At 69.3% G+C, this 25,812-nt stretch carries 22 protein-coding genes and 1 pseudogene; 8 read left to right on the top strand and 15 right to left on the bottom strand.

From position 1 onward, the window contains the following. Positions 1–199: 199 nt before the first annotated feature. Positions 200–1,411 carry an NAD(P)/FAD-dependent oxidoreductase gene (locus ACT53Q_RS11955; RefSeq protein WP_476186877.1) on the top strand — a complete coding sequence of 404 codons (1,212 nt, stop codon included), beginning with the start codon at positions 200–202 and terminating at the stop codon, positions 1,409–1,411. A gap of 88 nt (positions 1,412–1,499) precedes the next feature. On the opposite strand, the gene ACT53Q_RS11960 is transcribed toward ACT53Q_RS11955, so the two are convergent. Further along, a complete protein-coding gene (locus tag ACT53Q_RS11960; RefSeq protein WP_476186878.1) occupies positions 1,500–2,255 on the bottom strand; it encodes a helix-turn-helix domain-containing protein in 756 nt (251 codons plus the stop codon). 122 nt (positions 2,256–2,377) lie between these two features. On the opposite strand from ACT53Q_RS11960, the gene ACT53Q_RS11965 reads away from it, so the two are divergent. Genes ACT53Q_RS11965 through ACT53Q_RS11975 form a run of 3 tightly spaced genes read left to right on the top strand, consistent with a single transcriptional unit; the run spans position 2,378 to position 4,446 of the window. Next, complete coding sequence (locus ACT53Q_RS11965; protein ID WP_476186879.1) at positions 2,378–3,127, top strand: hypothetical protein; 750 nt, start codon at positions 2,378–2,380, stop codon at positions 3,125–3,127. Positions 3,128–3,157: 30 nt separating this feature from the next. Then, on the top strand, positions 3,158–3,616 hold the full coding sequence (locus ACT53Q_RS11970) for a hypothetical protein (protein WP_476186880.1): 459 nt from the start codon (positions 3,158–3,160) through the stop codon (positions 3,614–3,616). Then, on the top strand, positions 3,616–4,446 hold the full coding sequence (locus ACT53Q_RS11975) for a DUF2145 domain-containing protein (protein ID WP_476186881.1): 831 nt from the start codon (positions 3,616–3,618) through the stop codon (positions 4,444–4,446). The genes ACT53Q_RS11970 and ACT53Q_RS11975 overlap by 1 nt, the downstream gene beginning before the upstream one ends. Positions 4,447–4,459: 13 nt before the next feature. Here the strand turns inward: ACT53Q_RS11975 and ACT53Q_RS11980 are convergent, their stop codons facing one another. The 10 genes and pseudogenes from ACT53Q_RS11980 to ACT53Q_RS12025 form a co-directional block, all read right to left on the bottom strand. Beyond that, a complete protein-coding gene (locus ACT53Q_RS11980; protein WP_476186882.1) occupies positions 4,460–5,509 on the bottom strand; it encodes a sulfate/molybdate ABC transporter ATP-binding protein in 1,050 nt (349 codons plus the stop codon). Between the two features lie 147 nt (positions 5,510–5,656). Beyond that, positions 5,657–6,508 (bottom strand): sulfate ABC transporter permease subunit CysW, encoded by an 852-nt coding sequence (gene cysW, locus ACT53Q_RS11985; RefSeq protein WP_476186883.1) that lies wholly within the window; start codon positions 6,506–6,508, stop codon positions 5,657–5,659. Beyond that, a pseudogene (cysT, locus tag ACT53Q_RS11990) lies at positions 6,498–7,360 on the bottom strand (sulfate ABC transporter permease subunit CysT). The gene cysW and the pseudogene cysT overlap by 11 nt, the downstream one beginning before the upstream one ends. Before the next feature lie 9 nt (positions 7,361–7,369). Then, a complete protein-coding gene (locus ACT53Q_RS11995) occupies positions 7,370–8,398 on the bottom strand; it encodes a sulfate ABC transporter substrate-binding protein (RefSeq protein WP_476186884.1) in 1,029 nt (342 codons plus the stop codon). Positions 8,399–8,408: 10 nt separating this feature from the next. Beyond that, positions 8,409–9,857 carry an OprO/OprP family phosphate-selective porin gene (locus tag ACT53Q_RS12000; RefSeq protein WP_476186885.1) on the bottom strand — a complete coding sequence of 483 codons (1,449 nt, stop codon included), beginning with the start codon at positions 9,855–9,857 and terminating at the stop codon, positions 8,409–8,411. 73 nt (positions 9,858–9,930) lie between these two features. Then, on the bottom strand, positions 9,931–10,128 hold the full coding sequence (locus ACT53Q_RS12005; protein ID WP_476186886.1) for a YezD family protein: 198 nt from the start codon (positions 10,126–10,128) through the stop codon (positions 9,931–9,933). An 11-nt stretch (positions 10,129–10,139) separates the two neighbouring features. Beyond that, positions 10,140–10,589, bottom strand: a complete 450-nt coding sequence (locus ACT53Q_RS12010) for an RrF2 family transcriptional regulator (RefSeq protein ID WP_476187193.1) — start codon at positions 10,587–10,589, stop codon at positions 10,140–10,142. Between the two features lie 123 nt (positions 10,590–10,712). Further along, on the bottom strand, positions 10,713–11,006 hold the full coding sequence (locus ACT53Q_RS12015) for an acylphosphatase (RefSeq protein WP_476186887.1): 294 nt from the start codon (positions 11,004–11,006) through the stop codon (positions 10,713–10,715). Continuing rightward, positions 11,003–11,602: a TlpA family protein disulfide reductase gene (locus ACT53Q_RS12020; protein ID WP_476186888.1), complete on the bottom strand. Its 600-nt coding sequence runs from the start codon at positions 11,600–11,602 to the stop codon at positions 11,003–11,005. Before ACT53Q_RS12020 ends, ACT53Q_RS12015 begins: the two co-directional genes overlap by 4 nt. Next, positions 11,599–12,867 (bottom strand): YihY family inner membrane protein, encoded by a 1,269-nt coding sequence (locus ACT53Q_RS12025; RefSeq protein WP_476186889.1) that lies wholly within the window; start codon positions 12,865–12,867, stop codon positions 11,599–11,601. The genes ACT53Q_RS12020 and ACT53Q_RS12025 overlap by 4 nt, the downstream gene beginning before the upstream one ends. 115 nt (positions 12,868–12,982) lie before the next feature. On the opposite strand from ACT53Q_RS12025, the gene wrbA reads away from it, so the two are divergent. The 4 genes from wrbA to ACT53Q_RS12045 all read left to right on the top strand — a co-directional run bounded on the left by wrbA (position 12,983) and on the right by ACT53Q_RS12045 (position 16,248). Then, a complete protein-coding gene (gene wrbA / locus ACT53Q_RS12030; RefSeq protein WP_476186890.1) occupies positions 12,983–13,573 on the top strand; it encodes an NAD(P)H:quinone oxidoreductase in 591 nt (196 codons plus the stop codon). Positions 13,574–13,592: 19 nt separating this feature from the next. Continuing rightward, positions 13,593–13,949, top strand: a complete 357-nt coding sequence (locus ACT53Q_RS12035) for a DUF2069 domain-containing protein (RefSeq protein WP_476186891.1) — start codon at positions 13,593–13,595, stop codon at positions 13,947–13,949. Positions 13,950–14,013: 64 nt separating this feature from the next. After that, a complete protein-coding gene (locus ACT53Q_RS12040) occupies positions 14,014–15,642 on the top strand; it encodes a tetratricopeptide repeat-containing sulfotransferase family protein (protein ID WP_476186892.1) in 1,629 nt (542 codons plus the stop codon). A gap of 117 nt (positions 15,643–15,759) precedes the next feature. Then, positions 15,760–16,248, top strand: a complete 489-nt coding sequence (locus ACT53Q_RS12045) for an asparaginase domain-containing protein (protein ID WP_476186893.1) — start codon at positions 15,760–15,762, stop codon at positions 16,246–16,248. Between the two features lie 119 nt (positions 16,249–16,367). Here ACT53Q_RS12045 and ACT53Q_RS12050 read toward each other — a convergent pair whose 3' ends face one another. The 4 genes from ACT53Q_RS12050 to ACT53Q_RS12065 all read right to left on the bottom strand — a co-directional run bounded on the left by ACT53Q_RS12050 (position 16,368) and on the right by ACT53Q_RS12065 (position 25,660). Beyond that, positions 16,368–18,260 (bottom strand): M20/M25/M40 family metallo-hydrolase, encoded by a 1,893-nt coding sequence (locus ACT53Q_RS12050; RefSeq protein WP_476186894.1) that lies wholly within the window; start codon positions 18,258–18,260, stop codon positions 16,368–16,370. Positions 18,261–18,430: 170 nt separating this feature from the next. Then, positions 18,431–20,794, bottom strand: coding sequence for a pre-peptidase C-terminal domain-containing protein (locus tag ACT53Q_RS12055; RefSeq protein WP_476187194.1), 2,364 nt, complete (start codon positions 20,792–20,794; stop codon positions 18,431–18,433). Positions 20,795–21,394: 600 nt separating this feature from the next. Next, entirely contained in the window at positions 21,395–23,263 is a 1,869-nt protein-coding gene (locus ACT53Q_RS12060; RefSeq protein WP_476186895.1) for a M4 family metallopeptidase, read from the bottom strand. 573 nt (positions 23,264–23,836) lie between these two features. Beyond that, positions 23,837–25,660, bottom strand: a complete 1,824-nt coding sequence (locus tag ACT53Q_RS12065; protein ID WP_476186896.1) for a M4 family metallopeptidase — start codon at positions 25,658–25,660, stop codon at positions 23,837–23,839. Between the last annotated feature and the right edge of the window lie 152 nt (positions 25,661–25,812).

The raw sequence follows: 25,812 nt of genomic DNA on the forward strand, positions 1-25,812 counted from the left end.
ATCCAGGCTTTCACCGGGATGACGGTGTGGAATCGAGGTCGTCGACATCTGGAGAGGACGACCGCGATTTCCGCGGAAATCACGCCGCATCCTGCAATGCGCGCGATGTGCCGCCATGCAAACCGCATCCCTCAGGTGCCGGCACGTCGGCAGGGACTATGCTCCGCGCGCCACATCGGCAGTGCACGGGAATCGGGCGATGGATCTCAAGAGCGGTTATCCCTTCTGGGCGATCAAGAACGGGTTGATGTCGCCGTTCCCGCGGCTGGAACGCGACCTGCGCTGCGACGTGGCGATCGTGGGCGGCGGCATCACCGGCGCGCTGATCGCGCAGGAATTGGCCACGCACGGCCACGACGTGGCGCTGGTCGAACAGCGCGACATCGGCTGGGGCAGCACGGCCGCCAGCACGGCGCTGCTGCAGTACGAGATCGACACCCACATGGTCGATCTCGCGAAGGACTACGGCGAGCGCGACGCCGCGCTGGCCTACCGCGCCTGCGCCGCGGCGATCCCGCTGGTCCAGGCGCTCGCGCGCGAAGTGCGCGATGTCGACTTCGCGCCTATGGAGAGTCTCTACTACGCCAGCCGCCGGCGGGATGTCTCCGGCATGCGCGAGGAATTCGAACTGCGCAGGAAGCACCGGTTCGATGTGTCGTGGCTCGAACGCGATGAGCTGCGCGACGAGTACGGGATCGATGCGCCGGCGGCGATCCTCAGCGCCCTCGGCGCACGCGTCGATCCGTATCGCCTCGCGCACAAGCTGCTGGCGCGGCGGCAGCGCGCCGGCGCGGCGATCCACGATCGCACCGTCATCGCCGACCTGCAGACGACGTCGCGGCAGGTGACGCTGCGCACTGCCGACGGCCTGTCCATCAAGGCCGATCACGTCGTGATCGCGGCGGGCTACGCGTCGCAGCAGTGGCTGGATCGGCGCTACGCCCGCAACCGCAGCAGCTACGCCTTCATCAGCGATCCGGTCGACGCCGAGGCGCTGGGCCCGCTGGCGGACACGATGGTGTGGGAATCGGCGCGTCCGTATCTCTACCTGCGCACCACCGGCGACGGCCGCCTGCTGGTCGGCGGCGAGGACGACGCGGTCGACATCCCGGCGCGGCGCGACCGGCGCGTCGAAGGCAAGGCGCGCAGGCTGCAGAGGAAGGTGCGCAAGCTGTTCCCGGATCTCGACCTCGTCCCGGCCTTCAGCTGGGCCGGCACCTTCGCCGAGACCGACGACGGGTTGCCGTTCTTCGGCGCGCATCCGCAGCACGGCCCGCGCGTGCTGTTCGCGATGGCCTACGGCGGCAACGGCATCACCTACTCCGCGATCGGTGCCGGCCTGCTGCGCAGCCTGATCGAACGGCGCCAGCATCCGCTCGCGTCGTTGTTCGGGTTTTCGCGGGTGGAGTGAGGCAGCGGGGCGCGATCGCAGACGTTCGACACGCTTCGATCGTCGTTCGCGGCAACGGACGCGTCGCAACGGTGGGCCTGGGCCCACCCTACTTCGGCACGGCGGCGTCGAGCGCGCGGCGGTAGCCCTGGAACAGTTGCAGCAGCCACGGTTTCTGGGCGAGGACGAGGCTCACGCCGATGCGTTCCTTCGCCGGCAGCGTGGCGTCGCGGGCGAGCAGCGTGTCGAATTCGCGGACCACGTCTTCCAGGCGCTGGCGCATGTGGCGGATGCCGTCGATGCTGAGGCTGCCGGTGAGCAGGAACAGGCCGTCCTGCTCGCCGTCGAAGGCGTCGGCGAAGTAGTCGGTCAGCAGCTTCTCGCGGAAGTAGCGTTCCATCGGGCCACCGCGACGCCAGCGGAAGTTGCGCGCGGTGAGCGCGCGGGCGCGGTTGCCGGGCAGCAGTTCGATGATGCCCAGCCGGTCCAGTTTCACCAGCAATCCGGTCCACTGCGGCTCGGTGAAGGCGAACTGCGCCAGCACGTCCTGCTGGCGCCAGCGGTTGAGGCTGAGGAACAGCGCCAGCAGCAGCGCGGGTTCGGACACCAGCGCCTTTTCCTGCGCCTCGGTCAGCTGCGCCATGCTGTCGCGGCCGCGCGCGGACTCGGCGGCCAGTTCGGCCAGGCCGATGTCCAGCACGTCGCAGATCTGCTCCAGCCGCTGCAGGCTCATCGCGCGCAGCGAGAACATGCGTTTGACCGCCGCCTCGCTCATCTTGATGCGCGAGGCCAGCTCGCGATAAGTCAGGCCCTGGCCGCGCAACAGGCGCTTCAGGGCGTCGATCAGTTCGACGGAGACGGCCATCAGTCGCGTTTTCCGATACCGGGAAGCCTCGTTATCTACACTCGGTACAGTCGGATTGCAACGGCGGCGATGCCCGGTGTCTGCTCGACCGGGTCGCGACCGCGACCGATCCGGGGACTCCCATGCCGCTTGCACCCGCCCTGCCCGCCATCCGCCGCGCCGGCCTTGCGCTCGTGCTGCTGGCGATGACCGCGGGCAGCGCATGGGCGCAAACCACGTCCGGCATCAGCCTGCGAATCGGCGCCACGCCGGTCGAAACGCGCATCGCGGTCACCGCCGATGCCCACCGCATGGTGTTCGGCTCGCTGCGCTCGACCGCGCCGCTGGCGAAGGTCGAACTGATCGATCCCGCGGGCCGCACGGTCCGCAGCGACACCGGCGCCGCACTGAAACGCATGCCCGCCGAACAGGCGGTGCATCCGGAACTCGGCGCCGTCTATTTCCTGCCCGAACTGCGCGACGCCGCGCCCGGCACGTGGCGCCTGCGCTTCGTGCCCGCGGGCAAAGGCGCGGGGCGGATCGTCGGCGCGGTGTCGCTGCGGCCGCGCTTCGAACTGATGCTGCCGATGGTCGAATCCGGCTGGCAGGCCGGCACGCCGACGCTGATCGAGGTGCTGGCGAGCGACAACGGCGAAGCGTTGGCGAACCTCGGTGACATCCGCGTGTGGATCGAGGACGCACGCGGTCGCCGGGTGTTCGAGGGCATGGCGCGGGCAAACCTGCGCAATGCCCGCGGCATCCTGATCAGCGACGATCCGCGCAACTACCTGCTGCTCGCCACGGTGCCGGCCGCCGGCCACTACCGCATGGTCGCCACCCATGCGCTCGGGGGCCGCGAGGTGCGCACCGAGCGCGCCATCGACGTGCACTGAACGCAGCGCATCATTCCCGAGGAGAAATCCATGCTCATCCACCTGCCCCGCCGCTCGCGCACGCCGGTCGTGAATTCGCTGCGCATCCGCCTCGCCGGCGTCGTGGTCGTGCTCGGCGGCCTGCTGATGCCGCCCGCCGATGCGCATGCGAACGCGTCGGAACGCCAGTCGCAGGCCAGCGTCATGGCCTCGGCGGAAGTGCCGGTGGCGGCGCTGCACGCGCTGGCGCAGGGCGGCAAGTTCGTGATCACCGGCGTCGCCGTCGTCGGCGGCGTGGCGGCGATCACCGTCTCGGGAGTGGGGCTCGGCGCCTCGTTCGTGGTCCATCTTTCCGTGGAAGCGGTCGAACGGCTGGCGATCGCCGCCGGCAAGACCGTCGACGCGGTAGCGGTCAGCGGAGGCTGGCTGCTGATGGCCGCGGACGAGGCGCTGTGCTTCATCGCCGACGACGCCACGCGCACGCACATCCACTCGCGTGCGTTGACGTGATGCGCCGGCGCCTGCATGTGTGGGCGCTCGCGGGCGCACTCGCGCTGGCCGGCATGAGTGCGCTGCCGCTCGCGCACGCGGGCACAACCTGCGAAGCGACCACGCCGTCGCCGCGCGCGGTCGCGGATGCCGCGGCCACGGCGCGCACCGTCGTCGCGGCGCTCGACGCCACGGACGCGCCGGTGGCGCTGGTGTCGCGGGTCGGCACCGATCTGTCGAAGCAGGGCCTGCGCTACAGCCACGCCGGTTTCGCGGTGCGCGACCACGCGGACGGACGCTGGACCGTCGTGCACCTGCTCAACGACTGCGGCAGCGACCGCTCGGCGCTGTACGCGCAGGGTCTGGTGAATTTCTTCGCCGACGACCTCGTCGCGCAGGACGCCCGCATCACCTGGCTGCGGCCCGATGTCGCCGAACGACTGGCGGCGACGCTGGTCGCGCTGCGCGACGACCCGCTGTTCCTGCCGCGCTACAACCTGATCGCGCGGCCCGGCAGCGACGACTACGAGAATTCGACCGCGTGGGTGCTGGAGCACCTCGCGGCGGCGACGCGCGACGACGTGCGCGATCGCGCGCAGGCGTGGCGCATCGCGCAATCGCTGGGCTACCGGCCCGGCCACGTCCGCATTCCGTACACCAAGCGCGTGCTTGGCGGCCTGTTCTCGGCGAACCTGGTGTTCACCGACCATCCGGTGGCGACGCGGTTGTCCGACGATTATCCGGTGGTCACGGTGCGCTCGATCCTCGAATGGCTCGACACCGCGGCGCTCGTCGCCGACGAGCGCGAATGGCGCGATGGCCGCGCGATAGCGCGGCCCGGTCCGGGCTGACGACGCGGATCGATCACGCCGTCTGGCGCAGGAAACGCACGCGCAGCGGCTGCAGCAGCAGTTGCTGGCCCGGCGTCGGCGTCGGCACGCCGGGGGCGTCGGCCATGTCCCACTCGAACGGCTGCGTGCCCTGGCCCACCGCCAGTTCGACGGTGGTACGGTCCGCGCGCCGATGCAGCGCGACCACGGTGCCGAGGATGCCCGCGCCGGCGTCGGCCGGCTGCAGTTCGTGCGGGCGCAGCAGCGCGACCGCATCGCCCTCCTCGCATTCGGGCGCCGGCAGCGTCACCGCACCGTCATGGGTGGAGAACACGCCGTCGCGCACGCCGCCTTCCAGCGCGTTGCCGCGACCGACGAACCCGAACACGTACGCCGACGCCGGCGCCGCGTAGATCGCGTCCGGCGTGCCGACCTGCTCGATCCGGCCATGGCGCATCACCACGACGCGATCGGCCAGCTCCAGCGCCTCTTCCTGGTCGTGGGTGACGAACAGCGTGGTCTGCCCGGTGCGTTCGTGCAGCTTGCGCAGCCAGCGCCGCAGTTCGACGCGAACCTTGGCGTCGAGCGCGCCGAACGGTTCGTCCAGCAGCAGCACGCTGGGATCGATCGCCAGCGCGCGCGCCAGCGCGACGCGCTGCTTCTGCCCGCCGGACAACTGGTCGGGATAGCGGCCGCCGAGTTCGGGCAACTGGATCAGGCCCAGCAGTTCCTCGACGCGACGCGCGATCTCCGCGCGCGGCGGACGCTGCGCGCGCGGCCGGCAATGCAGGCCGAAGGCGATGTTGTCGGCCACGGTCATGTGCCGGAACAGCGCGTAGTGCTGGAACACGAAGCCGACGTTGCGTTCGCGCAGGCTCAGCCGCGTCGCGTCGCGCTCGCCGAACAGCACACTGCCGGTGTCGGGCGACAGCAGGCCGGCGACGACGCGCAGCAGCGTGGTCTTGCCGGAGCCGGAAGGGCCGAGCAGCGCGATCAGTTCACCCGACGCGATGTCGAGATCGACCCGGTCGAGGGCCGCGACGCCGGGATAACGCTTGCTCAAACCGCGAATGCGCAACTGCATGTCAATGCTTCCCCTGAAAGACGACGATCGCGTCGCCGTGTGTCCATTCCCGTCGCGCCGGGACGCGTCCCGGCAATGGCAGAACCGGCATCGGCGCCGTGGGCGACGAATGCGGAGTCCGCGAGCGTTTCATGTCGACCCGTGTCATCAATGCTTCCCGTGCGAGGCGGCGATGGCATCGCCGTGTTTCCATTCCAACCAGAACTTGGCGACGAGGGTCACCAGCGCCATGCCCGACAGCAGCGAGGCGGCGGCAAACGCCGCGGCGGTATCGAATTCGTTGTACAGGATCTCGATGTGCAGCGGCAGCGTGTTGGTGAGGCCGCGGATGTGCCCGGACACCACCGACACCGCGCCGAACTCGCCCATCGCGCGCGCGCCGCACAGCAGCACGCCGTAGAGCAGGCCCCAGCGGATCTTCGGCAGCGTCACCCGGAAGAACATCGTCCATGCACTGGCGCCGAGCGAGCGCGCGGCGAGTTCTTCCTCGGCGCCCTGCTGCTGCATCAGCGGGATCAGCTCGCGCACCACGAACGGGAAGGTGATGAACAGCGTCGCCAGCACGATGCCCGGCCGCGCGAACAGGATCTTCACGTCGTGCGCCTGCAGCCATTCGGCGAACCAGCCGTGCGAGCCGAACAGCAGCACCAGGCACAGGCCCGCGACCACCGGTGACACGGCGAACGGCAGGTCGAGCAGCGACAGCAGCAGGCGCTTGCCGCGGAACTCGAAGCGCGTGACCGCCCACGCCATCATCAGGCCGAAGACGGCGTTGATCGGCAGCACGATCGCCACGGTGAACAGCGTGAGCTTGAGCGCGGCCACGGCATCGGGCTCGGCCAGCGCCGCCCACCATGCGCGGAAGCCGGCGCCGAACGCGGCGCTCAGCACCATGCCCAGTGGCAGCACCACCAGCACACCCATGACCAGCATCGCCAGCGCGATCAGCAGCCAGCGCAGCCATGTCGGTTCGGTAAGGGACTGCAGATCATCCGCCACGACGAAGCCTCCTGCGCTCGTGCGCGAACAGCAGCGGGATCGCGTTGATCGCGACCAGACAGGCGAAGGAAGCGGCGAGCAGCAGCGCCGCGATCGCGATCGCGCCGTTGTAGTCGTACTCCTCCAGGCGGATCGTCACCAGCAGCGGCGCGATCTCTGTCTTGTACGGCAGATTGCCGGCGATGAAGATCACCGAGCCGTATTCGCCGAGCCCGCGCGCGAACGCCAGCGAGAAGCCGGTGAGCAGGCCCGGCAGCAGTTCCGGGAACACCACGCGGCGCAGCGCGGTGAAGCGCGAGGCGCCGAGCGAGACCGCGGCTTCCTCGGATTCGCGGCCCATCGCTTCGAGGATCGGCTGCACCGTGCGCACCGAGAACGGCAGGCCGATGAACACCAGCGCGAGCACGATGCCGATCGGCGTGTACGCGATCTTCAGGCCCATCGGCTCGACGATGTGGCCGACCCAGCCGTTCGCCGAATAGATCGCAGTCAGCGCGATGCCGGCGACCGCGGTCGGCAGTGCGAACGGCAGGTCGACCAGCGCGTCGATCAGGCGGCGGCCGGGGAAGCGGTAGCGCACCAGCACCCACGCGATCAGCGTGCCGGCCAGCAACGACACGAGCGCCGCGACCAGCGCGGCGCTGAAACTGAGCTTCAGCGATTGCTGCACGCGTTCGTCGCGCAGCACGCGCAGCCAACCGTCGCCGCCGAGCTGTGCCGCGCGCACGCTGAGCGCGAGCAGCGGCAGCAGCACCACCGTGCCCAGCCAGGCCATGCCAAGGCCAAGGCCGAGGCCGAACCCGGGAAGCGGATTCGGCGTCGGCCTGGTGACGGGCACGGCGATGTCGGCAGCGGCCGCGGTCATCGCGACGCCTGCTGGATGCGGTCGAAGAAGCCGCCGTCACCGAAGTGTTCGGCTTGCGCCTTCTTCCAGCCGCCGAACGCATCGTCGATGGTCACCAGCGTCACCTTCGGGAAGCGCGCGAGTTCCGCAGCCGGCACCTTGTCGGGTTCGGCCGGGCGATAGAAATGCTTCGCGGCGAGGCGCTGGCCTTCGGGGCTGTACAGGAAGCGCAGGTAGGCTTCGGCCTGCTTGCGGGTGCCGTGCTTCGCGACGTTCTTGTCGACCCACGTCACCGGCGGCTCGGCCTTGATGCTGAGGCTGGGCACGACGATCTCGAACTTGCCGCGGGTGTCGGCTTCGTTGAGCGTCAGCAGCGCTTCGTTTTCCCACGCGATCAGCACGTCGCCGATGCCGCGCTCGACGAAGGTGGTGGTCGCGCCGCGCGCACCGGTGTCGAGCACGGGCACGTTGCGGAACAGCTTCGACATGAAGTCGACCACCTTGCCGCCGTCACGGTACTGCTTCGATGCCCAGGCCCAGGCGGCGAGATAGTTCCAGCGCGCGCCGCCGGAGGTCTTGGGATTGGGCGTGATCACGGCGACGCCCGGACGCGCGAGGTCGCCCCAGTCGGCGATCTTCTTCGGATTGCCCTTGCGCACGAGGAACACGATCGTGGAGGTGTACGGCGAGGAGTTGTACGGCAGGCGCGTCTGCCAGTTCGCCGGCAACAGCTTGGCGTTCTGCGCGATGGCGTCGATGTCGGCCGACAGCGCGAGGGTGACGACGTCGGCTTCGAGGCCGTCGATCACCGCGCGCGCCTGCTTGCCCGAGCCGCCGTGCGAGGCACGGATCTTCAGCGTCTCGCCGGTCTGCTGCTTCCAGACGTCGGCGAAGCGCGCGTCGACGTCGGCGTAGAACTCGCGCGTGGGGTCGTAGGAGACGTTGAGCAGTTCCTTGTCGCCGGCGCGTGCGGACGGCGACGCGGCGGCCGCCAGTGCGACGGCGATGCCGAGGAGGACGTTGCGGAAAGTCGTGGACATGGTCATGGCTTCCGGATCAGAACGAAAATTGTGCGCGGGTGAAGACGGCCTTCTCGTCCTCGCGGTCGGTGCCGCCGGCGGCACCGCCGTCGAACGAGGCCTGCGTGTAGTTGGTGACGAGCTTGAGATTGCTGTTGAGGTACCAGTTCAGGCCGATGGTCCACGCGCGGACTTCGCTGGCGGACGCGGACGCGCTGGCGAACAGCGGGAAGGCGTCGTCGTCGATGTCGAGCACGCCGTAGCGGCCGACGAGTTCGAACGCACCCCAGCCGCCGTCGTCGATCGCGAACGGATGGTTGGGCTTGGCCACGCCGCGGTAGCCGGCGTCCTCGCCGGTGAGCACCCAGTTGCCCGACAGCTGCCAGGCCTTGTGTTCGAGATGGTCGCTGCGACCGGCATTGGCGCCGCTGGTCACGCGCACCGCCTGTTCGGAGGTCACGTATTCGCCGAGCAGGCCACCGCGGCCACGATAGAAGTACGCCTGCGGCGAGAACCGGCGATGCAGGCCGTCGGCGGCGATGTTCGAGGCGTAGCCGAAGAACTGCGCCTGCCCCGGCGTGCGGTAGCGCGGCAGCAGGTTGTTGCCGGTGCCGTAGACGTCGCCGACGCTGGCGGCGACGCCGAGGCCGAGGCCGGACCACGCGTTCGCCGCGTTGCGGAACGGTTCCCAGAACACGCGGCCGGCGTATTCGAATTCGTTGTCGGGATTCGACGCCACGGTGTCGCGGCCGTCGGGCGTGCCGTTGAACACGCCGACGGCGTAGTTCACGCGGCCTTCGGCCAGTTCGCCCTGCAACTGCACGCCGAGGTCGCGCGCCGGCGTGAGCTCGGTCGGCAGGCCGCGCTCGATCGCCGCGAGGCTCGCGCTCGACTGCAACTGTTCGAGGCCGACCGGCGCCTTGAACTTGCCGAGGCGCACGGTGGCGCGCGGATCGAACTTCAGGTCGACGTAGGCGTCGTTGAGCGTGGCGGTGTCGCCCGCGAGCTGCGCCTGCACGCGGAAGCCGATCAGCGGCCCCCAGGTGCCTTCGAGCGTGGGCTCGACGCGGCGGAGCAGGAAGGTGTCGTTCTGCGGGACCTTGTCGTCGCCGATGAAGTGGCGCGCGTCGGCCTGCACGAGGCCGCGGACCTTCACTTCGAGGCCGTCGGGCGACTTCACTGACAGGCCCTTGGCGGCGGTGAGCGCGACCACCGGATCACGCGCGGCCTTCGCCGCGGCTTCTTCGGCCTGCAGTTCCAGCCTGCGCTCGATCACGCGCAGGCGTTGGTCGAGATCGGCGAGCGCGGCGCCGTCGCCGTCGGGCGACGGGGTGAGGCCGAGCCGGCGTTCGACCGCTTCCAGCCGCTGCAGCAGCGCCTGGTCGGTGGTGGATTGCGCGTGTACGGACAGCGCGGTGAACAGCAGCGGGAACGCCAGCAGCACCGATCGCAATCGGGGCGGGTGTCGCGTGGGCAGGGGGGACATCGTCGACTCCATCATTTCCATATTCGAGGGGTCGCGCGTCCGGCGGTCCGGTCGGCGCGTGGCGGGCGGGGCTTCAGCGTTCGCCGAAGCGGAATTTCTGGCTGCGGGTGATCTGCACGATGCGGGCGTTGTGGACGACCACCTCGACTTCGCCGAACGAGATCTCGCGCAGCGCGGCGATGACCGCGTGCTCGTGCTCGCTCAGCGCGGTGCCGATCGGCGGGACACCGGCGGTCGTGCCCGGCGGATCGACTGGGGACGTACGCTTCACGTCGTGCTCCTTCACGCGGTGGCGGACAACGGGGGAACGGACAGCGGCGCCGGGGCGACCTCCGCGTCCGCGAACGCGCGCAGGCTGCGCCGGTCGAGCACGTGCGAGAGCGCGTCGCGCGATTCGCGCATCAGCGCGCGCAGGGCGCAGGTCTCCGGGTCCGGGCAGTCGCGGCAGGGTTCGTAGGCGGTGACGCTGGCGCAGCGCACGGGCGCGAGCGGGCCATCGATCGCGCGGATGACGTCGCCGACCATGACCCGGTCGGCGGAACGCGCCAGCAGATGGCCGCCGCGATGGCCGCGCCGGCTGTCGATGAAGCCGGCGGCGCGCAGTTCGACCAGGATCGATTCCAGGAACTTGACCGGGGCGCGGGTGCGCTCCGCCAGTTCATGCGCCTGCAGCCGCGACTCGCCGGCACGGGCCAGCTCGGTCAGGGCGCGGAGGGCGTATTTGGCCTTCATGGTCAGCACGGGATCAATTCCTATCGGGCTCGTAGGGATTGATGCCATGTGCCCGCCCGCCGGGTCCAATGCCCGGAAGGCATGTCGTCATGAAGTCACGCGGGCAAGCCGCCCGCGGCGGGGTCAGCCGACCCGGAAAACCCCGGCGGCTACGGCGTCCCGGACGTCGGCGTCGGTCGCCTCGCTGCGGACGACCGCGTCGACCCGCGCCATCGGCGAGCCCGTGTGCAGCCATTCGGCCAGCCGCTCGATCGCCGCGGCGTCGCCGACGGCCAGCACTTCGACGCGGCCGTCGGCGAGGTTGCGGGCGAAGCCGTGCAGGCCCAGCGCCTGTGCCTGCGCCCGGGTGTACGCGCGGAACGCGACGCCCTGCACGCGCCCGGAGACCAGGAAGCGCGCGGCGGCCGTCGCGGTCATCCGCCCACCTTCGCCGCGCCGGCCTTCGCCAGGTCGGTCTTGCCGCCGACGACCGCGTCGAGCGCGGCCGGCGTCACCGGGCCGAGGAACTCCTTCGCGACGCGGCCGTCGGGCGCGATGACGTAACTCATCGGCAGCCCGCGCGGCGTCGGGAAATCCGCCGGCGGGTCGTAGGTGTCGACGATCGCGATCGGGTAGCGCACCGGCCGCTGCTTGAGGAAATCGCGCATCGCCTGCGGTTCGATCTCCTCGTACGCCAGGCCGATCATGTCGACGTCGTCGCGCGCGGCGTCGAAGGCATCGAGATCGGGCATTTCCTTCAGGCACGGTGCGCACCACGTGGCCCAGAAATTGACCACGACCCAGCGGCCGCGATGCGCGGCGAGGTCGAAGGTCGCGCCGTCGACGGTGGCGATCTTCAGGCCGGGATGCTCCGGTGCGGCGACCGCGGCCGGTTCGGGCGTCGGTGCCGGCGCGGCGGCCGGGGCGGCCTTCGGCGGTGCGGTGGTGTGGCCGGCGTCGTCGCCGGACGAACACGCGACGAGCAGGCACAGCGCCGCCAGCGCGGCGGCGAGCGGGCGAACGGAGAAGGTCATGCGGACTCCTTGCGATAGAGCGACGACACCGGGCGCTTCAGCAGTTCGCGCAGCGGCACGCGCAGGCTGTCGATGGCCTCGATCGAGGCCTGGCCCAGTGCGTCCTCGCGCGCCGGCAGCCACGCTTCGGCAACGGGGATGCGCAGCTGGCAGGCTTCGTACAGTTCGCCGAGGGTGAGATCGTCGAGGTCGCGCGCCAGCAGCCATTCGCCGCTCTCGGCGCGCACGAGCAGGCCGATGCCGTTGAGCTGGCCCAGCATCTGCTGCACCAGCGCGTCGGTCAGCGACGGCTCCAGTTCGCGGATGTCGTCCAGATGCAGGCCGCGGCCCTTGTGCCGGGCCTCGTCGAAGCGGCCGATCAGGCGCAGCAGGCCGTGCAGTTCGTAGCCGATCGGCAGCCGCTGCGACGCCGGCTGGTAGCGGAACGCGGACAGCGACGAGGCCAGCGACGCGCCGAGCAGGATCGCGACCCAGCCGAAGTAGATCCAGCCGAGGAAGATCGGCACGAAGGCCACCGCGCCGTAGAGTTTCTCGTAGGTGCCGAAGCTGCCGAGGTACGAGCCGGCGGCGGTCTTCACCACTTCGATCATCAGCACCGCCGGCAGCGCGCCGAGCGCGGCGTGGCGCCAGCGGATCGTGCGGTGCGGCACCACGCGGTAGATCACCGCGATGGCGACGAATTCGATCAGCACCGGCGTGATCCGCAGCATGCCCGTCTCCAGCACCTGGCCGGGCTCGGTCTGGAACATCGACAGCGCGAAGAAGCGCGCCGAGACCGCGAGGCTGGCGGCGGCGAGCAGGCCGCCGAAGCTCATCACCGTCCAGTACACCATCAGCCGGCCGAACTTCAGCTGCGCCGTGGGCACGCGCCAGATGCGGTTGAACGTGGCCTCGATGCTGGTCAGCGTGATCAGCAGCGACACCACCAGCACGATCACGCCGACCGCGGTGAGCTTGCCGGCGTTGGCCGAGAGGTCGACCAGGTGCTGCTGCACCGCCCACGCCGAGCTGGGCACGAAGTTGGAGAAGATGTAGGTGGTGAGCTGGCCGCTCCAGTCCTTGTAGACCGGGAACGCCGAGAGGATGCCGAACACCACCATGCTCAGCGGCACGATCGAGAACGCGGTGGTGAAGGCGAGTGCGCCGGCGGCCTGGAACAGGCGGTCGTCGAGGAAGCGTTTCCAGAGGAAGCGGGCGAAGGTGCCGGCGCGGGCATGGTCCCAGCCGGGCGGCCGCCAAGTGAGCAGTGTGTCGAGAAACGGCATCGTGCAAGGGTAGCAGCCGACGTCCGCGGGCGCGCGGCGCTGGTGGGCCGGACTGGTGGGCAGTGGACGGTTCCCTTACGCTCTGCGCACGTTCCCGGAGCACCGTCGTTTCCGCATGACCGAGATCCTCGTCCTCTACTACAGCCGCGGCGGTTCCGTGGCGCGGCTGGCGCGGCAGATCGCGCGCGGCGTGGGCGAGGTGCCCGGCGCGAGCGCGCGCCTGCGCACGGTGCCGCCGGTGGCGCCGGTGACCCGCGAGGCCGCGCCGCCGGAGCCCGAGGACGGCGCGCCCTACGTCGAGGCGAGCGATCTGGCCGAATGCGCGGGCCTCGTCCTCGGCAGCCCCACCCGCTTCGGCAACATGGCCGCGCCGGTGAAGTACTTCCTCGACACGCTCGGCGCGGAGTGGGCCAGCGGCACGCTGGTCGGCAAGCCGGCGGCGGTGTTCACCTCGACCGCGACCCAGCACGGCGGCCAGGAAAGCACGCTGCTGACGATGCTGGTGCCGCTGCTGCACCACGGCTGCGTGATCGCCGGCATCCCGTTCACCGAGCCGCAGCTCAACACCACGCGCACCGGCGGCACGCCCTACGGCGCCAGCCACGTGGCCGGCGGCCAGGACGACCCGCAGACCAGCGACGACGAGGCCGCCCTCGCCCGCGCGCTGGGCCGGCGCATCGCCACCCTCGCCCTCAAGCTGCAGTGAGGACGACCCGGTGAGCGTGATGGATCCCTCCCGTCCCGGCGAACGCCGCATGCTGCTGGCCGCGTTGTTCGGCCTCGTCGTGCTGTACGCGCTGTGGTTCCGCAATGACCACGACCGCGTCGCTGCGTGGATCGTCTTCGGCGTGCCGCCGCTGCTGCTGGCGCTGGGCGTGCTGGCGCGCCGTGCCACTGCGCGATTCTGGGCCGGCGTGTTCGCGCTGGCGTGGTTCTCGCACGGCGTGATGAGCGCCTGGGCGCATCCCGAGGCCCGCGTCGCGGGCCTGATCGAACTCGTCCTCGCACTGGTGGTGGTGTTCGCCGCCAATGCCCCCGGGCTGCGCGCCCGTTTCGGGAAGTCGCGCCTCAAGACACCCTAGATGACGACGGCACACTGACTGCAGGACGCAGGCTTCTCACTCACTCGCCAAGGCAGGCACCGAGATGAACACCCCGATCTATCCGCCCCCTGGCCCGGCCGTCGCCGGCGGCCGCGATCCCCGCCTCGCCGGTCTTCCGGACGAAGACGCCGAACGCCTCTATGCCGGCGCCCGCGCCCTGCGCGACGGCCAGCCCGCCCGCGCCGAGGCGCTGTTCGAAGCCGCGCTGGCGCGCCATCCCGATCATCCGGAAGCGCTGCGCCGGCTGGCCTTCGTGCTGATGGGGACGAACCGCGTGCCGCAGGCGCTCGAACGGCTGCGGCGCGCGCTGGTGCACTGGCCCGACGACGCGGTGCTGTGGACGGACGTGGGCATCGCCCACAACCGGCTGCGCGACCATGAACAGGCGATCGCCGCATGGCAGCGCGCGTGCACGCTCGACGACACCCAGCCGATGCCGTGGTTCAACCTCGGCCGCGCGCTGCAGCTGCGCGGCGAGACCGTGCCGGCGATCGAGGCGCTGGAGCGCGCGCTGGCGCTGGCGCCGACCCTGCTGCCCGGCCGCATCCTCGTCGCCGACGCCCTCGCCCACCTCGGCCGCTTCGACGAGGCCGCGACGCACTATCGCGCGGCGCTCGGGCTGTCGCCGACCTGCGGCGATGCGTGGCGCGGCCTGAGCAACATCAAGACCCGGCCGCTGACCGAGCACGACCTCGCCACCCTGCGTGCGCTGCGGGCCCGCCCCGGCGTGCACGAGGAGGACTGGATCGCGATGTCCTACGCGCTGGGCAAGGCCGAGGAAGACCGCGGCCATTACCCCGAAGCCTTCGCGGCGATCAGCGCGGCCAATGCGCGCCTGCGCGCGAAGGCGCCGTGGCGCGCGGACGTGCTGCAGGCGTTCGCACGCGACGCGCTGCGGGTCACCGACACACTGCCGGCGCCGGTCGATCCGGCGCTGGGTCGCGAGGCGATCTTCATCGTCGGCCTGCCGCGCTCGGGCTCGACGCTGGTCGAGCAGATCCTGTCCGCGCACCCGGACGTGGCCGGCGCCAGCGAGCTGCCGGATCTCGGCGAAGTGCTGCAGGAGGAGTCGGTCCGCCGCGGCAAGGCGTTCCCGGCGTGGGTGCCCGAGGCCAGCGCCGCGGACTGGCACCGGCTCGGCAGCGACTACCTCGCCCGCACCGCGCGCTGGCGCACGGAACGCCCGCGCTTCACCGACAAGATGCCGGAGAACTGGAAGTACACCGGCGTGCTGCGCGCGATGCTGCCCGGCGCGACGGTGATCGAGGCCCGGCGCGACGCGGTGGAGACCGGCTGGTCCTGCTTCCGCCAGCAGTTCTACCAGTTGCCGCACTTCGCCTGCGACCTGCACGACATCGGCGTGTACATCCGCACCTGCGAGGCGGCGATGGACCAGTGGCGCGCGCGCGATCCGGCCCGCATCCGGCTGCAGGAATACGAACGCCTGCTGGCCGCGTTCGAGCAGGAAGTCCGTGCGCTGCTGGACGCCTGCGGACTGGCGTTCGACCCGCGCTGCCTGGAGTTCCACCGCGCCGAGCGCAGCGTGCGCACCGCCAGCGCGGCGCAGGTGCGGCAGCCGCTGATGCGCGACACCGCACGTGCGGCGGCGTATGGCGTGATGCTGAACCCGCTGCTGCAGGCGCTGTCGGACACGCTGTTCGCGGCGCTGTAGGGCCTTGTCGACGCGCTTCGTGCATTGTGCTCGAAGCGCGCCGCCGGCCGCTTGTTCGCGGGCCCGCGACCGGCGCGGTACCATGCCGCCCTCGTCCGACCTCTGCGACCCGCGCCCATGGACCAGCTCCTGATCGTCACCACCGGCGGCACCATCGACAAGATCTACTTCGACGACAAGTCGGACTACCAGGTCGGCGATCCGCAGATCGGGCGCATCCTCGAGGAGCTGGGCGTGGCGTTCCGGTTCACGGTGATCCCGATCCTGCGCAAGGACTCGCTGCACATCTCGGCCGAGGATCGCGAGCTGATGCGCGCGACCATCGCCGCACAGCCGGCGAAGCACGTGCTGGTCACCCACGGCACCGACACGATGGTCGACACCGCGAAGGTGCTGGCCGGCGTGGCCGACAAGACCATCGTGCTGACAGGCGCGCTGAACCCGGCGCGCTTCCGCGGCTCGGATGCGGAGTTCAACATCGGCACCGCCGTCGGCGCGGTGCAGTCGCTGCCGCCGGGCGTCTACATCGCCATGAACGGCCGCATCTGGGACCCGCTGAAGGTCCGCAAGAACGTCGCCGCCAACCGCTTCGAACCCGTGGGCTGAGCGGCGGCGGCGCGCTCCGCATTCGGCAGCGCGTTCCGCGTTCGTTTCGCCCACCGGCTCCGCAAAAAAACAGCCCCGGCATGGCCGGGGCTGTCTGCTTTCGTGCGTGCGGAATGCGCTTACGGCGAGATCGTCGCCTTCAGGCTGACGCCCGAGTACGCCGAGTAGGCGCGGACGCCCACGTAGTACGTGCCGGCGGTCGGCGCGTTCAGCGTGCAGGTCTCGGCATTGCCGCTGGTGTACGGACGGCAGGTGTACGCGGTGGTGGTCGGCGCGCTGCCGAGCCGCACGTACAGGTCCGCGTCGCCGGTCCCGCCGGAGATCGTGAACACGGCGCTGGTCTTCCCGGCGGGCACGACGATCGTGTAGATCGACGACCACGCATTGGTGGCGACCGCCGGCAGGGCCACGGCCGTGCCGTTGCACAGCACCGTGCCGCCGCAGCTCGCCGTCGACACCGTGACCGACGCCGACTTCGTGCTGCTCAGGCCGCCCGCGTCCGTCACCGTCTCGGTCACCGTGTAGGTGCCGGCGGCGGTGTAGGTCTTGCTCGGATTGGTCGCGGTCGACGTGGTGCCGTCACCGAAGTTCCAGCTGCGGCTGGTGATGTTGCCCTGCGCGTCGGTCGAGGTGTCGGTGAACGTCGCGGTCAGGCCGCTGGTCGTGAAGGTGAAGTTCGCGACCGGCGCGGTGTTGGTGCCGCCGCCACCGCCGGTGGTCTTCGCCGCTTCGCCCAGGAACGCCAGGCCCAGCTTCGCGAACTTGGTGCTGTTCGCGGCCGAGTTGCTCATGTTCGCCAGCGTGTCGCTCGAGCTGTGGATGTTGGCGAAGTAGCTGCTGGAGCCACCCTCGAACATCATGCCCGACGGATAGCCGGCGCTGGTCCACGAGGCGTGGTCGGAACAGCCGTAGCCGCAGGTGTAGGTGCCGCGGGTCAGGCCGGTCGGTGCCAGGTAGGTGTCGAACAGGCTGGTGAGGAACGTCTGCAGGCTGGCGTTCGAGTAGTCGGTGATCAACCGCATGTCGCTGCCGCTGGCCGGCTTGTAGTTCGTCATGTCGAGCTGCAGCACGGCGACGACGTTCGTGCCGGCGGCGCTGAACGACTGCGCGATGGCGTTCGAGCCGCGCAGGCCGACTTCCTCGGCCGCATAGCCCATGAACTTCACCGTGCGCTTCGGCTTCCAGCCGCTGGCCAGCGCGACGCGGATCACTTCGGTCAGGGTCGCGATGCCGGAGGCGTCGTCGTCGGCGCCCGGCGCGACCTGCGTGTTGCTGCCGCCGCCGCTGGTGTTGATCGAATCCAGGTGCGCGCCGAGCACGACCACTTCGTTCGCCAGCTCGTTGCCCTGGATGGTCAGGATCACCGAGGGCTGGGTCGAGCAGGTGCTGCAGGCGGTGAACAGCTCCGACGTGACGTCGGTGCGGGTGCCCGCCAGGCCCTGCCACGTGGTGCGGATCCACTCGGCCGAGGTCTTGCCGGTGGTGCTGGTGTAGTAGCGGTTGGTGTAGCCCGACAGCGTCGAGATCGTGTTGTAGATGTTGGTCGTCGACGCCTGCGGCAGCCACGGATTGACCGTCGTCTGGTTGTCGATGGTGTACGCGATCGCCGCCTTGCGGATGCTCTGCACCGCGCGGTCCTTGCGGATGAAGGCCTCGGCCTCGGCGCGCGTGGCGAAGGCGAAGAAGCCGCCGCAGCGCAGTTGCTTGGTGTGGATGCGCGAGCTCACGGTGCCCAGGTGCAGCGCCTGGATGCGCGAGACGATCAGCGCGGTGCCGACGCTGTCGAAGGCCGGTGTGGCCTCGACCGCGAGGTCCTTCATCAGCGGGTAGGTGTCGCGCGAGGTGACGACGTAGACCGGCGCGGTGGGATCGTGCCGCAGGTGCATTGCCGCGAGCGCGGCGGAGGCTTCTTCACGGGCGTGGTCGCGGGCGGCCTGGCGCGGCGCGGCCTGCACGGTCGCGGTCGCGGCAAGGCCTGCGCACAGCAGGGCCAGCAGATGTTTCGTGTTCATGGCTCGGTTCCTTGAGGTGAATGAGTCGGATTGGGCAACGCGTCACGGAGATGCGGCAGCGCCCCGGCCCTTCCAAAAAAAGCCCCGGCATGACGCCGGGGCTTCTGGTCCGGTTGCCGCGACGGAATCCGTCGCGGACCGGTGGCGATCGGCGCTTGCGCGCACCCGGATTACGGGCTGATCGTCGCCTTCAGGCTGACGCCCGAGTACGCCGCGTAGGCGCGGACACCCACGTAGTACGTGCCGGCGGTCGGCGCGTTGAACGTGCAGGTCTCGGTGTTGCCGGCGGTGTACGGACGGCAGTTGTACGTGGTGGTGGTCGGCGCGCTGCCGATCCGCACGTACATGTCGGCGTCACCGGTGCCACCGGAGATCGTGAACACCACGCTGGTCTTGCCGGCCGGAACGGTGATCGTATAGAACGACGACCAGGCGTTCTTGGCGACCGCCGGCAGGGCCACGGCCGTGCCGCTGCACAGCACCGTGCCACCGCAGCTCGTGCTCGTCACCGTCACCGAGGCCGACTTCGTGCTGGTCAGGCCGCCCGCGTCCGTCACCGTCTCGGTCACCGTGTAGGTGCCGGCGGCGGTGTAGGTCTTGGTCGGGCTGGTCGCGGTCGACGTGGTGCCGTCACCGAAGTTCCAGCTGCGGCCGGTGATGTTGTTCTCGGCGTCGGTGGAGGTGTCGGTGAACGTCGCGGTCAGGCCGTTGGTCGTGAACGTGAAGTTCGCGACCGGGGCGGTGTTGCTGCCCGGGGCTGTGTAGTTGCCGACCAGGCTGACGCCCGAGAACGCGGCATAGCCCTTCAGCGCGACGTAGTACGTACCGGTCGACGGGGCCGCGAAGGTGCAGGTCTCGGCGTTGCCGGAGGCGTACGGACGGCAGTCGTAGGTCGTGTCGGTCGGCGAGGCACCGAACTTCACGTACATGTCGGCGTCACCGGTACCGCCCGACATGGTGAACGTCAGGTTGGTCGCACCGGCCGGAACGGCCAGCGTGTAGTACAGGTAACCACCCGTGGCGGCGGACAGGCCGGTGACCGGCACGCCCTTGGTCAGCGCGACCGGCGGCGGCGGCGGCGGCGGCGCGGCGCCGCAGCTGACGCCCACGGCGGTGAAGGCGGCGGTCACGTCGGCCTTGGTGTAGCCCAGGTCGGTGGCAGCCGTTTCCACGCCGCACGCGCCCTGGTTGAAGTTGGTGCTGGCGGTCCAGTAGTTGGCGTTGGCGCGGGCCATGACCTGGAAGGCCTTCTGGGTGCTCCAGCCGGCGGTCTTGGCCAGCAGGCAGAACGCCTTGTTGTACACGCCCGAGCTGTAGTGCACGTCGAGGCCGCTGGTGTAGTTCGCGGCGTTGTCGATCGACGCACCGTCCTGGGTCGGGTTGCACATGTAGCGCAGCGCACCCGTCGACTTGAAGATTTCCGCGCCGACCAGGAAGTCGTTCGTGCCCTTCCAGTAGTACTCGGTGGCTTCGCCGCCCATGTCGGAGAAGGCTTCGTTGATGCCGCCCGACTGCGCCGAGTAGGTCAGGTTCGAATGCTGCTCGGTGTAACCGTGCGAGACTTCGTGGCCCGACACGTCGGCGTTGACCAGCGGGAAGAACGTGCTGGCGCCGTCACCGAAGGTCATCTGGGTGCCGTCCCAGAACGCGTTCTCGTAGCTGGTGCTGTAGTGCACGCGCATCACGAGCTGGAAGGTCAGCGCGTTGCTGCCGGTCCAGGCGTTGTACATGTTCTGGATCACGCCGCCGAAGTAGTGGGCGTCGTTCAGCGGCGAGAAGGCGCCGTTGATCGTCTTCACCGTGTTGCGCGGGCAGGTGTACGAGAACGCGGTCGAACCCGACGTGCTGCCGTTGAGGTTCACGGTCTTCACGGCGGTGTTGTTCATGGTGCACGTGGTGCCCGACTGGGTCACGTCCAGGAAGCCGTAGACGCCGCCCGAACCCCACTCGTACTGGCCGGTCTTGGTGTTGCCGCCAGGGCCCGTGCCGACGAGGGCGTGCTGCAGGTTGTCCCACTGCTTCAGCACGCGGCCGGTCTGGGCGTCGACGATCACGGTCGGACGCGACGGCGAGCCCATGTTCGGCGTGTCGGCGAAGTACGACACGACGTAGGCCTTGGAAGCGCGGCCGGCGTCGTCGACGTAGATCATCAGCTGCGACTTCTCGTTGCTGGTGCGCATGAAGCCGATGCGGTTGCCGAGGCCGGCGCCCTTGGCGATCTGCAGCGCGCTGGCGGCGTTGAGGCGCACGCCACCGGCCGGGATCTGGCTGGCGAGGTTGGTGACCTTCTGGCCGAACAGGGTGCGGACGTTGCCGGCGGTGTCTTCGCTGACCACCACGTGCTCGCCGAACACCGGGATGCCGCGGAAGGTCTGCTGGTAACGGGTGTTCTTCACGCCGTTGCTGGTCTTGCGGTCGATCAGGAACAGGCGCGAGTCGGCGTCCAGGCCGAGGGCGCGCTCATGGCGGGCGTGGATGGTGTCGGTGGCGCCCGCAGCGGCGATGGCCGCGTTGGCGCGCTTGATCTGGCCCATGTCCTCACGGTGGAGGTCGGAACGGTTCGCGGCGGACGCACCGGTGGCGAACAACGCCATCGCGGTCGCGACGGCCAGGGTATTCAGGTGACGATATCGATTCACAGCTTTCCTCTCCGTTGACGCATTCGTGAATGGAAGGCCGCTTGCGCGGCTGAAACGCGACCGCCGGAAACGCACTTCCCCACGCCTGGTCCGATCAACAGTGAAGGCCAGGCGTACGTGCGATGCGGCGGAGCCGACCCGTGACACCCCCTGTTGGTCGACTGAATGGACCCTAAGCGGAACTGACGCAGCACGTCAACTGTTGACGATTTCTTGCGCTAACCGTCGATTGCTTCAGGACAAATCGTCAAAGAAATTGCGACTCGCACGCCGAAAATGGCGACATCCGTCACATAAAAATCCGTACGCGATCGAACTGAATACGATTTCCGTTGCGCCGCAACACGGTTTCGCGCCGAGCGGAACCCCGGGATCGGGGGCGATTGCGCCGGGACTGCGAAAAACGAAACCCCTCGGCCGGGCAACCGGCCGAGGGGCTGTCGAGGCATCGGCGAACGGACGCCGGGAAACGCTCCCGGCATCCGTCGCATGCCGTCACGGCGTCTTCGTGGCCTTCAGGTTGACACCCGAGTAGGCCGCATAGGCGCGCACGTTCCAGTAGTACGTCGTGCCGGCCGTCGGGTTGGCGATGGTGCAGGTCTCGGCGTTGCTGGCCGTGTAGGGACGGCAGGTGTAGGCCGTCGTGGTCGGCGCAGCGCCGGCGCGGACGTACAGGTCGGCGTCACCCGTGCCACCCGAGATGGCGACGACGAGCTGCGTCGTGCCGGCCGGGATGGTGTACGAGTAGGTCGACGACACGCCACCGGTCGCGACCGACGGCAGCGTGATGTTCTGGATGACCGTGCCGCCGCCACCACCGCCACCGCACACCGCGCCGACGGCGTTGAACGCCGCGGTCACGTTGGCGACGGTGTAGCCGAGGTCGGTCGCGGCCGTCTGCACGCCGCACACGCCCTGGTTGAAGTCGGTGCTCGCCGTCCAGTACAGGTCGTTCGCGCGGGCGAAGACCTGGAAGGCCTTCTGCGTGTTCCAGCCCGCCGTGGTGGCCAGGTTGTAGAACGCCTTGTTGTAGATGCCCGACGAGTAGTGCACGTCGAGGCCCGCGGTGTAGTTCGACGTGTGCGCGATCGAACGGCCGTCCTGCGGCGGGTTGGCCATGTAGCGCAGCGCGCCCGCGGCCTTGAAGATGTCCGCGCCGACCAGGAAGTCGTTCGTGCCCCGCATGTAGTACTCGGCAGCCTCGCCGGCGATGTCGGAGTAGGCTTCGTTGATGCCGCCCGACTGGCCGGAGTACGTCAGGTTCGAGTTCTGCGAGGTGAAGCCGTGCGAGACTTCGTGCGAGGCCACGTCCAGGCTGACCAGCGGATAGAACGTCGTCGCGCCATCGCCGAAGGTCATCGACGAGCCGTCCCAGAAGGCGTTTTCGTAGTTCGTGCTGTAGTGCACGCGCATCGTCAGCTGGAACGTCAGCGGCGCGCGGCCGATGTACGCGTTGTACATGTTGAAGATGACGCTGCCGAAGTAGTGCGCGTCGTTCAGCGGCGAGAACGCGCCGTTGATCGCCTTCACCGTGTTGCGCGGGCAGGTGTACGAGAACGCCGTGGTGCCCGTCGTGCCGCCGTTGAGGTTGACGGTCTTCACGTTGGTGTTGTTCATCGTGCACGTGGTGCCCGACTGGGTCACGTCCATGAAGCCGTAGTTGGTGCCGTACTCGTACTGGCCGGTCTTGGTGTTGCCGCCGGGGCCCGTGCCGATGAGGGCGTGCTGCAGGTTTTCCCACTGCTTCAGGACGCGGCCGGTCTGGGCGTCGACGATCACCGTCGGGCGCGTGGCCGAACCGCCGCGGGCGGTGTCGGCGAAGTACGACACCACGTACGCCTTGCGGGCGCGGCCGGCGTCATCGACGTAGATCGACAGCGTCGCCTGCTCGTCGCGGGTGCGCATGAAGCCGGCGCGATTGCCGAGGCCGGCGCTCTTGCCCAGCGAGAGCGCGAGGGCCGGGCCGAGACGCGGCTTGCCAGCCGGGATCTCCGACGCAAGGCCGGACACCTTCTGGCCGAACAGCGTGCGGATGTTGCCGCTGGCGTCCTCGTTCACGACGACCTGTTCGCCGAAGATCGGCAGGCCGCGGAAGGTCTGCTGGTAGCGGGTGCTGTGCACGCCGAGGCTGTCCTTGCGCGAGAGCAGGTACAGCTTCGAGTCGGCGTCCAGGCCCAGCGCCCGCTCGTGGCGGCTGTGCGCGGTATCGGCCAGGCCGGCCTTGGCGATCGACGCATTCGCCTGCGCGATGCGGGCGACATCGGCGCGGTTGAGATCGCTGCGTTCCGCGGCGGAAGCCGCAGTGGCGACGAGGGCCAGCGCGGTCGCGGCGGCCAGAACGTTCAGATGACGGTACTGATTCACGATTTCTCTCCCTGAAACGTGTTGAGTCAAGTTGGATGGTGGGATCACGGGATCGCGATGGATTCGCCCGTGCCGGCATGCGGCCTTCCTGGTTGCCACATCCGCAGATGACCGGCCTGGGTGCGGATCCTCCGCACGACGCCGTTCGCAAAAGCCCCCCCTGTTGAACGACGGGGCTTCCATCGGCGTGTCGATCCTCGTGAGCACGCCGCTGGTTGCACGTGCGTTGTCCTCCGGTTGCCCTTCCGTGTCAATCGCCGATCGGATCGGGACATGCAAAAGGCGACGCGCATCCCATTCGAGCCGTCGCGATGTTCACGTCTGCACACATCTCCGTCCTTCAACGGATGCCGATCGATGTCGATGTCCGGTCTACGCCGGCGCACGCACGTCGTCGCGACAACGCACGACATCCGCAAGACACGGATACATGACGCGGATGCAGGGCGGCGTGCGAGACGGAGGCAAGCGCGCGACGAATGCACGCGAAGAAAAAAGCCCCGGCACGAGGCCGGGGCTTTTCGGAACAGCACGTCGCGGCAGACATCGCCGCGACGTTGGCGCACGCGGACCTTACGGGGTCTTCGTGGCCTTCAGGTTGACGCCCGAGAAGGCGCTGTAGGCGCGGACGTTCATGTAGTACGTCGTGCCGGCAACCGGGCTGTTGATGGTGCAGGTCTCGGCGTTGCCACTGAGGTACGGACGGCAGGTGTAGGTCGTCGTGGTCGGCGCAGCGCCGGCACGGACATACAGGTCGGCGTCACCGGTACCACCGGAGATCGCCACGACCAGCTTGGTCGTGCCGCTCGGGATGGTGTAGGTGTAGTTCGACGACACGCCACCGGTGGCGACCGCCGGCAGATTGACGTTCAGCACCACGGTGCCGGTGCCACCGCCGCCGCCGGCGCAGCTCACGCCCACCGCGGTGAAAGCGGCGGTCACGTCGGCCTTGGTGTAGCCCAGGTCGGTGGCAGCCGTTTCCACGCCGCACGCGCCCTGGTTGAACGTCGAGCTGGCGGTCCAGTACGCGGCGTTCGCGCGGGCGAACACCTGGAACGCCTTCTGCGTGCTCCAGCCGGTCTTCTTGGCCAGGGTGCAGAACGCCTTGTTGTAGACGCCCGAGCTGTAGTGCACGTCGAGGCCGCTGGTGTAGTTCGCGGCGTTGTCGATCGAGCGGCCGTCCGAGGTCGGGGTGCACATGTAGCGCAGCGCGGTGCCCGTCTTGTAGATCTCGGCGCCCACGAGGAAGTCGTTCGTGCCCTTCCAGTAGGCTTCCGTCGCTTCGCCGCCCATGTCGGAGAAGGCCTCGTTCATGCCGCCCGACTGGCCCGAGTAGGTCAGGTTCGAGTGCTGCTCGGTGAAGCCGTGCGAGACTTCGTGGCCCGAGACGTCGGCGTTGACCAGCGGGTAGAACGTGCTGGCGCCGTCACCGAACGACATGTTCGAGCCGTTCCAGAACGCGTTCTCGTAGCTGGTGCTGTAGTGCACGCGCATCACGAGCTGGAAGCTCAGGGCGTTGTAGCCGGTCCACGCCGGGTACATCTTCGTGATCACGCCGCCGAACTGGAAGGCGTCGTTGATCGGCGAGTAGGCACCGTTGATGGTCTTGAAGGTGTTGCGCGGGCAGGTGTAGGCGTAGGCAGTCGTGCTGGTCGTGCCGCCGTTGAGGTTCACGCCCTTCACGCTGGTGTTGTTCATGGTGCACGTGGTGCCCGACTGGGTCACGTCCATGAAGCCGTACTTGCCGCCCGAACCCCACTCGTACTGGCCGGTCTTGGCGTTGCCGCCAGGGCCCGTGCCGACGAGGGCGGTCTGCAGGTTCTCGAGCTTCTTCAGCACGCGACCGGTGTTGGCGTCGACGATGACCGTCGGACGGGTCGGCGAGCCCATGTTGGCGGTGTCGGCGAAGTACGACACGACGTAGGCCTTGGTGGCGCGGCCGGCGTCATCGACGTAGATCATCAGCTGCGACTTCTCGCCGCTGGTGCGCATGAAGCCCAGACGGTTGCCGAGGGCGGCGCCCTTGGCGATCTGCAGCGCGCTGTTGGCGTTGAGGCGCACGCCGCCGGCCGGGATCTGGCTGGCAAGGTCGGTGACCTTCTGGCCGAACAGGGTGCGGACGTTGCCGGCGGTGTCTTCGCTGACCACCACGTGCTCGCCGTACACCGGGATGCCGCGGAAGGTCTGCAGGTAACGGGTGTTCTTGACGCCGTTGCTGGTCTGGCGGTCGATCAGGAACAGGCGCGAATCGGCGTCCAGGCCGAGGGCGCGCTCGTGACGGGTGTGGGCGGTATCGGCGGCACCCGAAGCGGCGATGGCCGCGTTCGCGAGCTTGATCTGGACCATGTCCTCGCGGTGCAGGTCGCCACGGGAAGCGGCGGAGGCACCCATGGACATCAGAGCCAACGCGGTCGCGCCGGCCAACACGCTCAACTGATGATGACGATTCACAATCTCTCCCTGGACTTGATGTGATGTTTGGTTTTTTGGTTCGCCGCACGGAGCGGCGGGGGGACGCTGCAGCACCCGGCACGTCGAAGACCGTTCCG

It is taken from the genome of Lysobacter sp. DMC97, assembly GCF_056313745.1.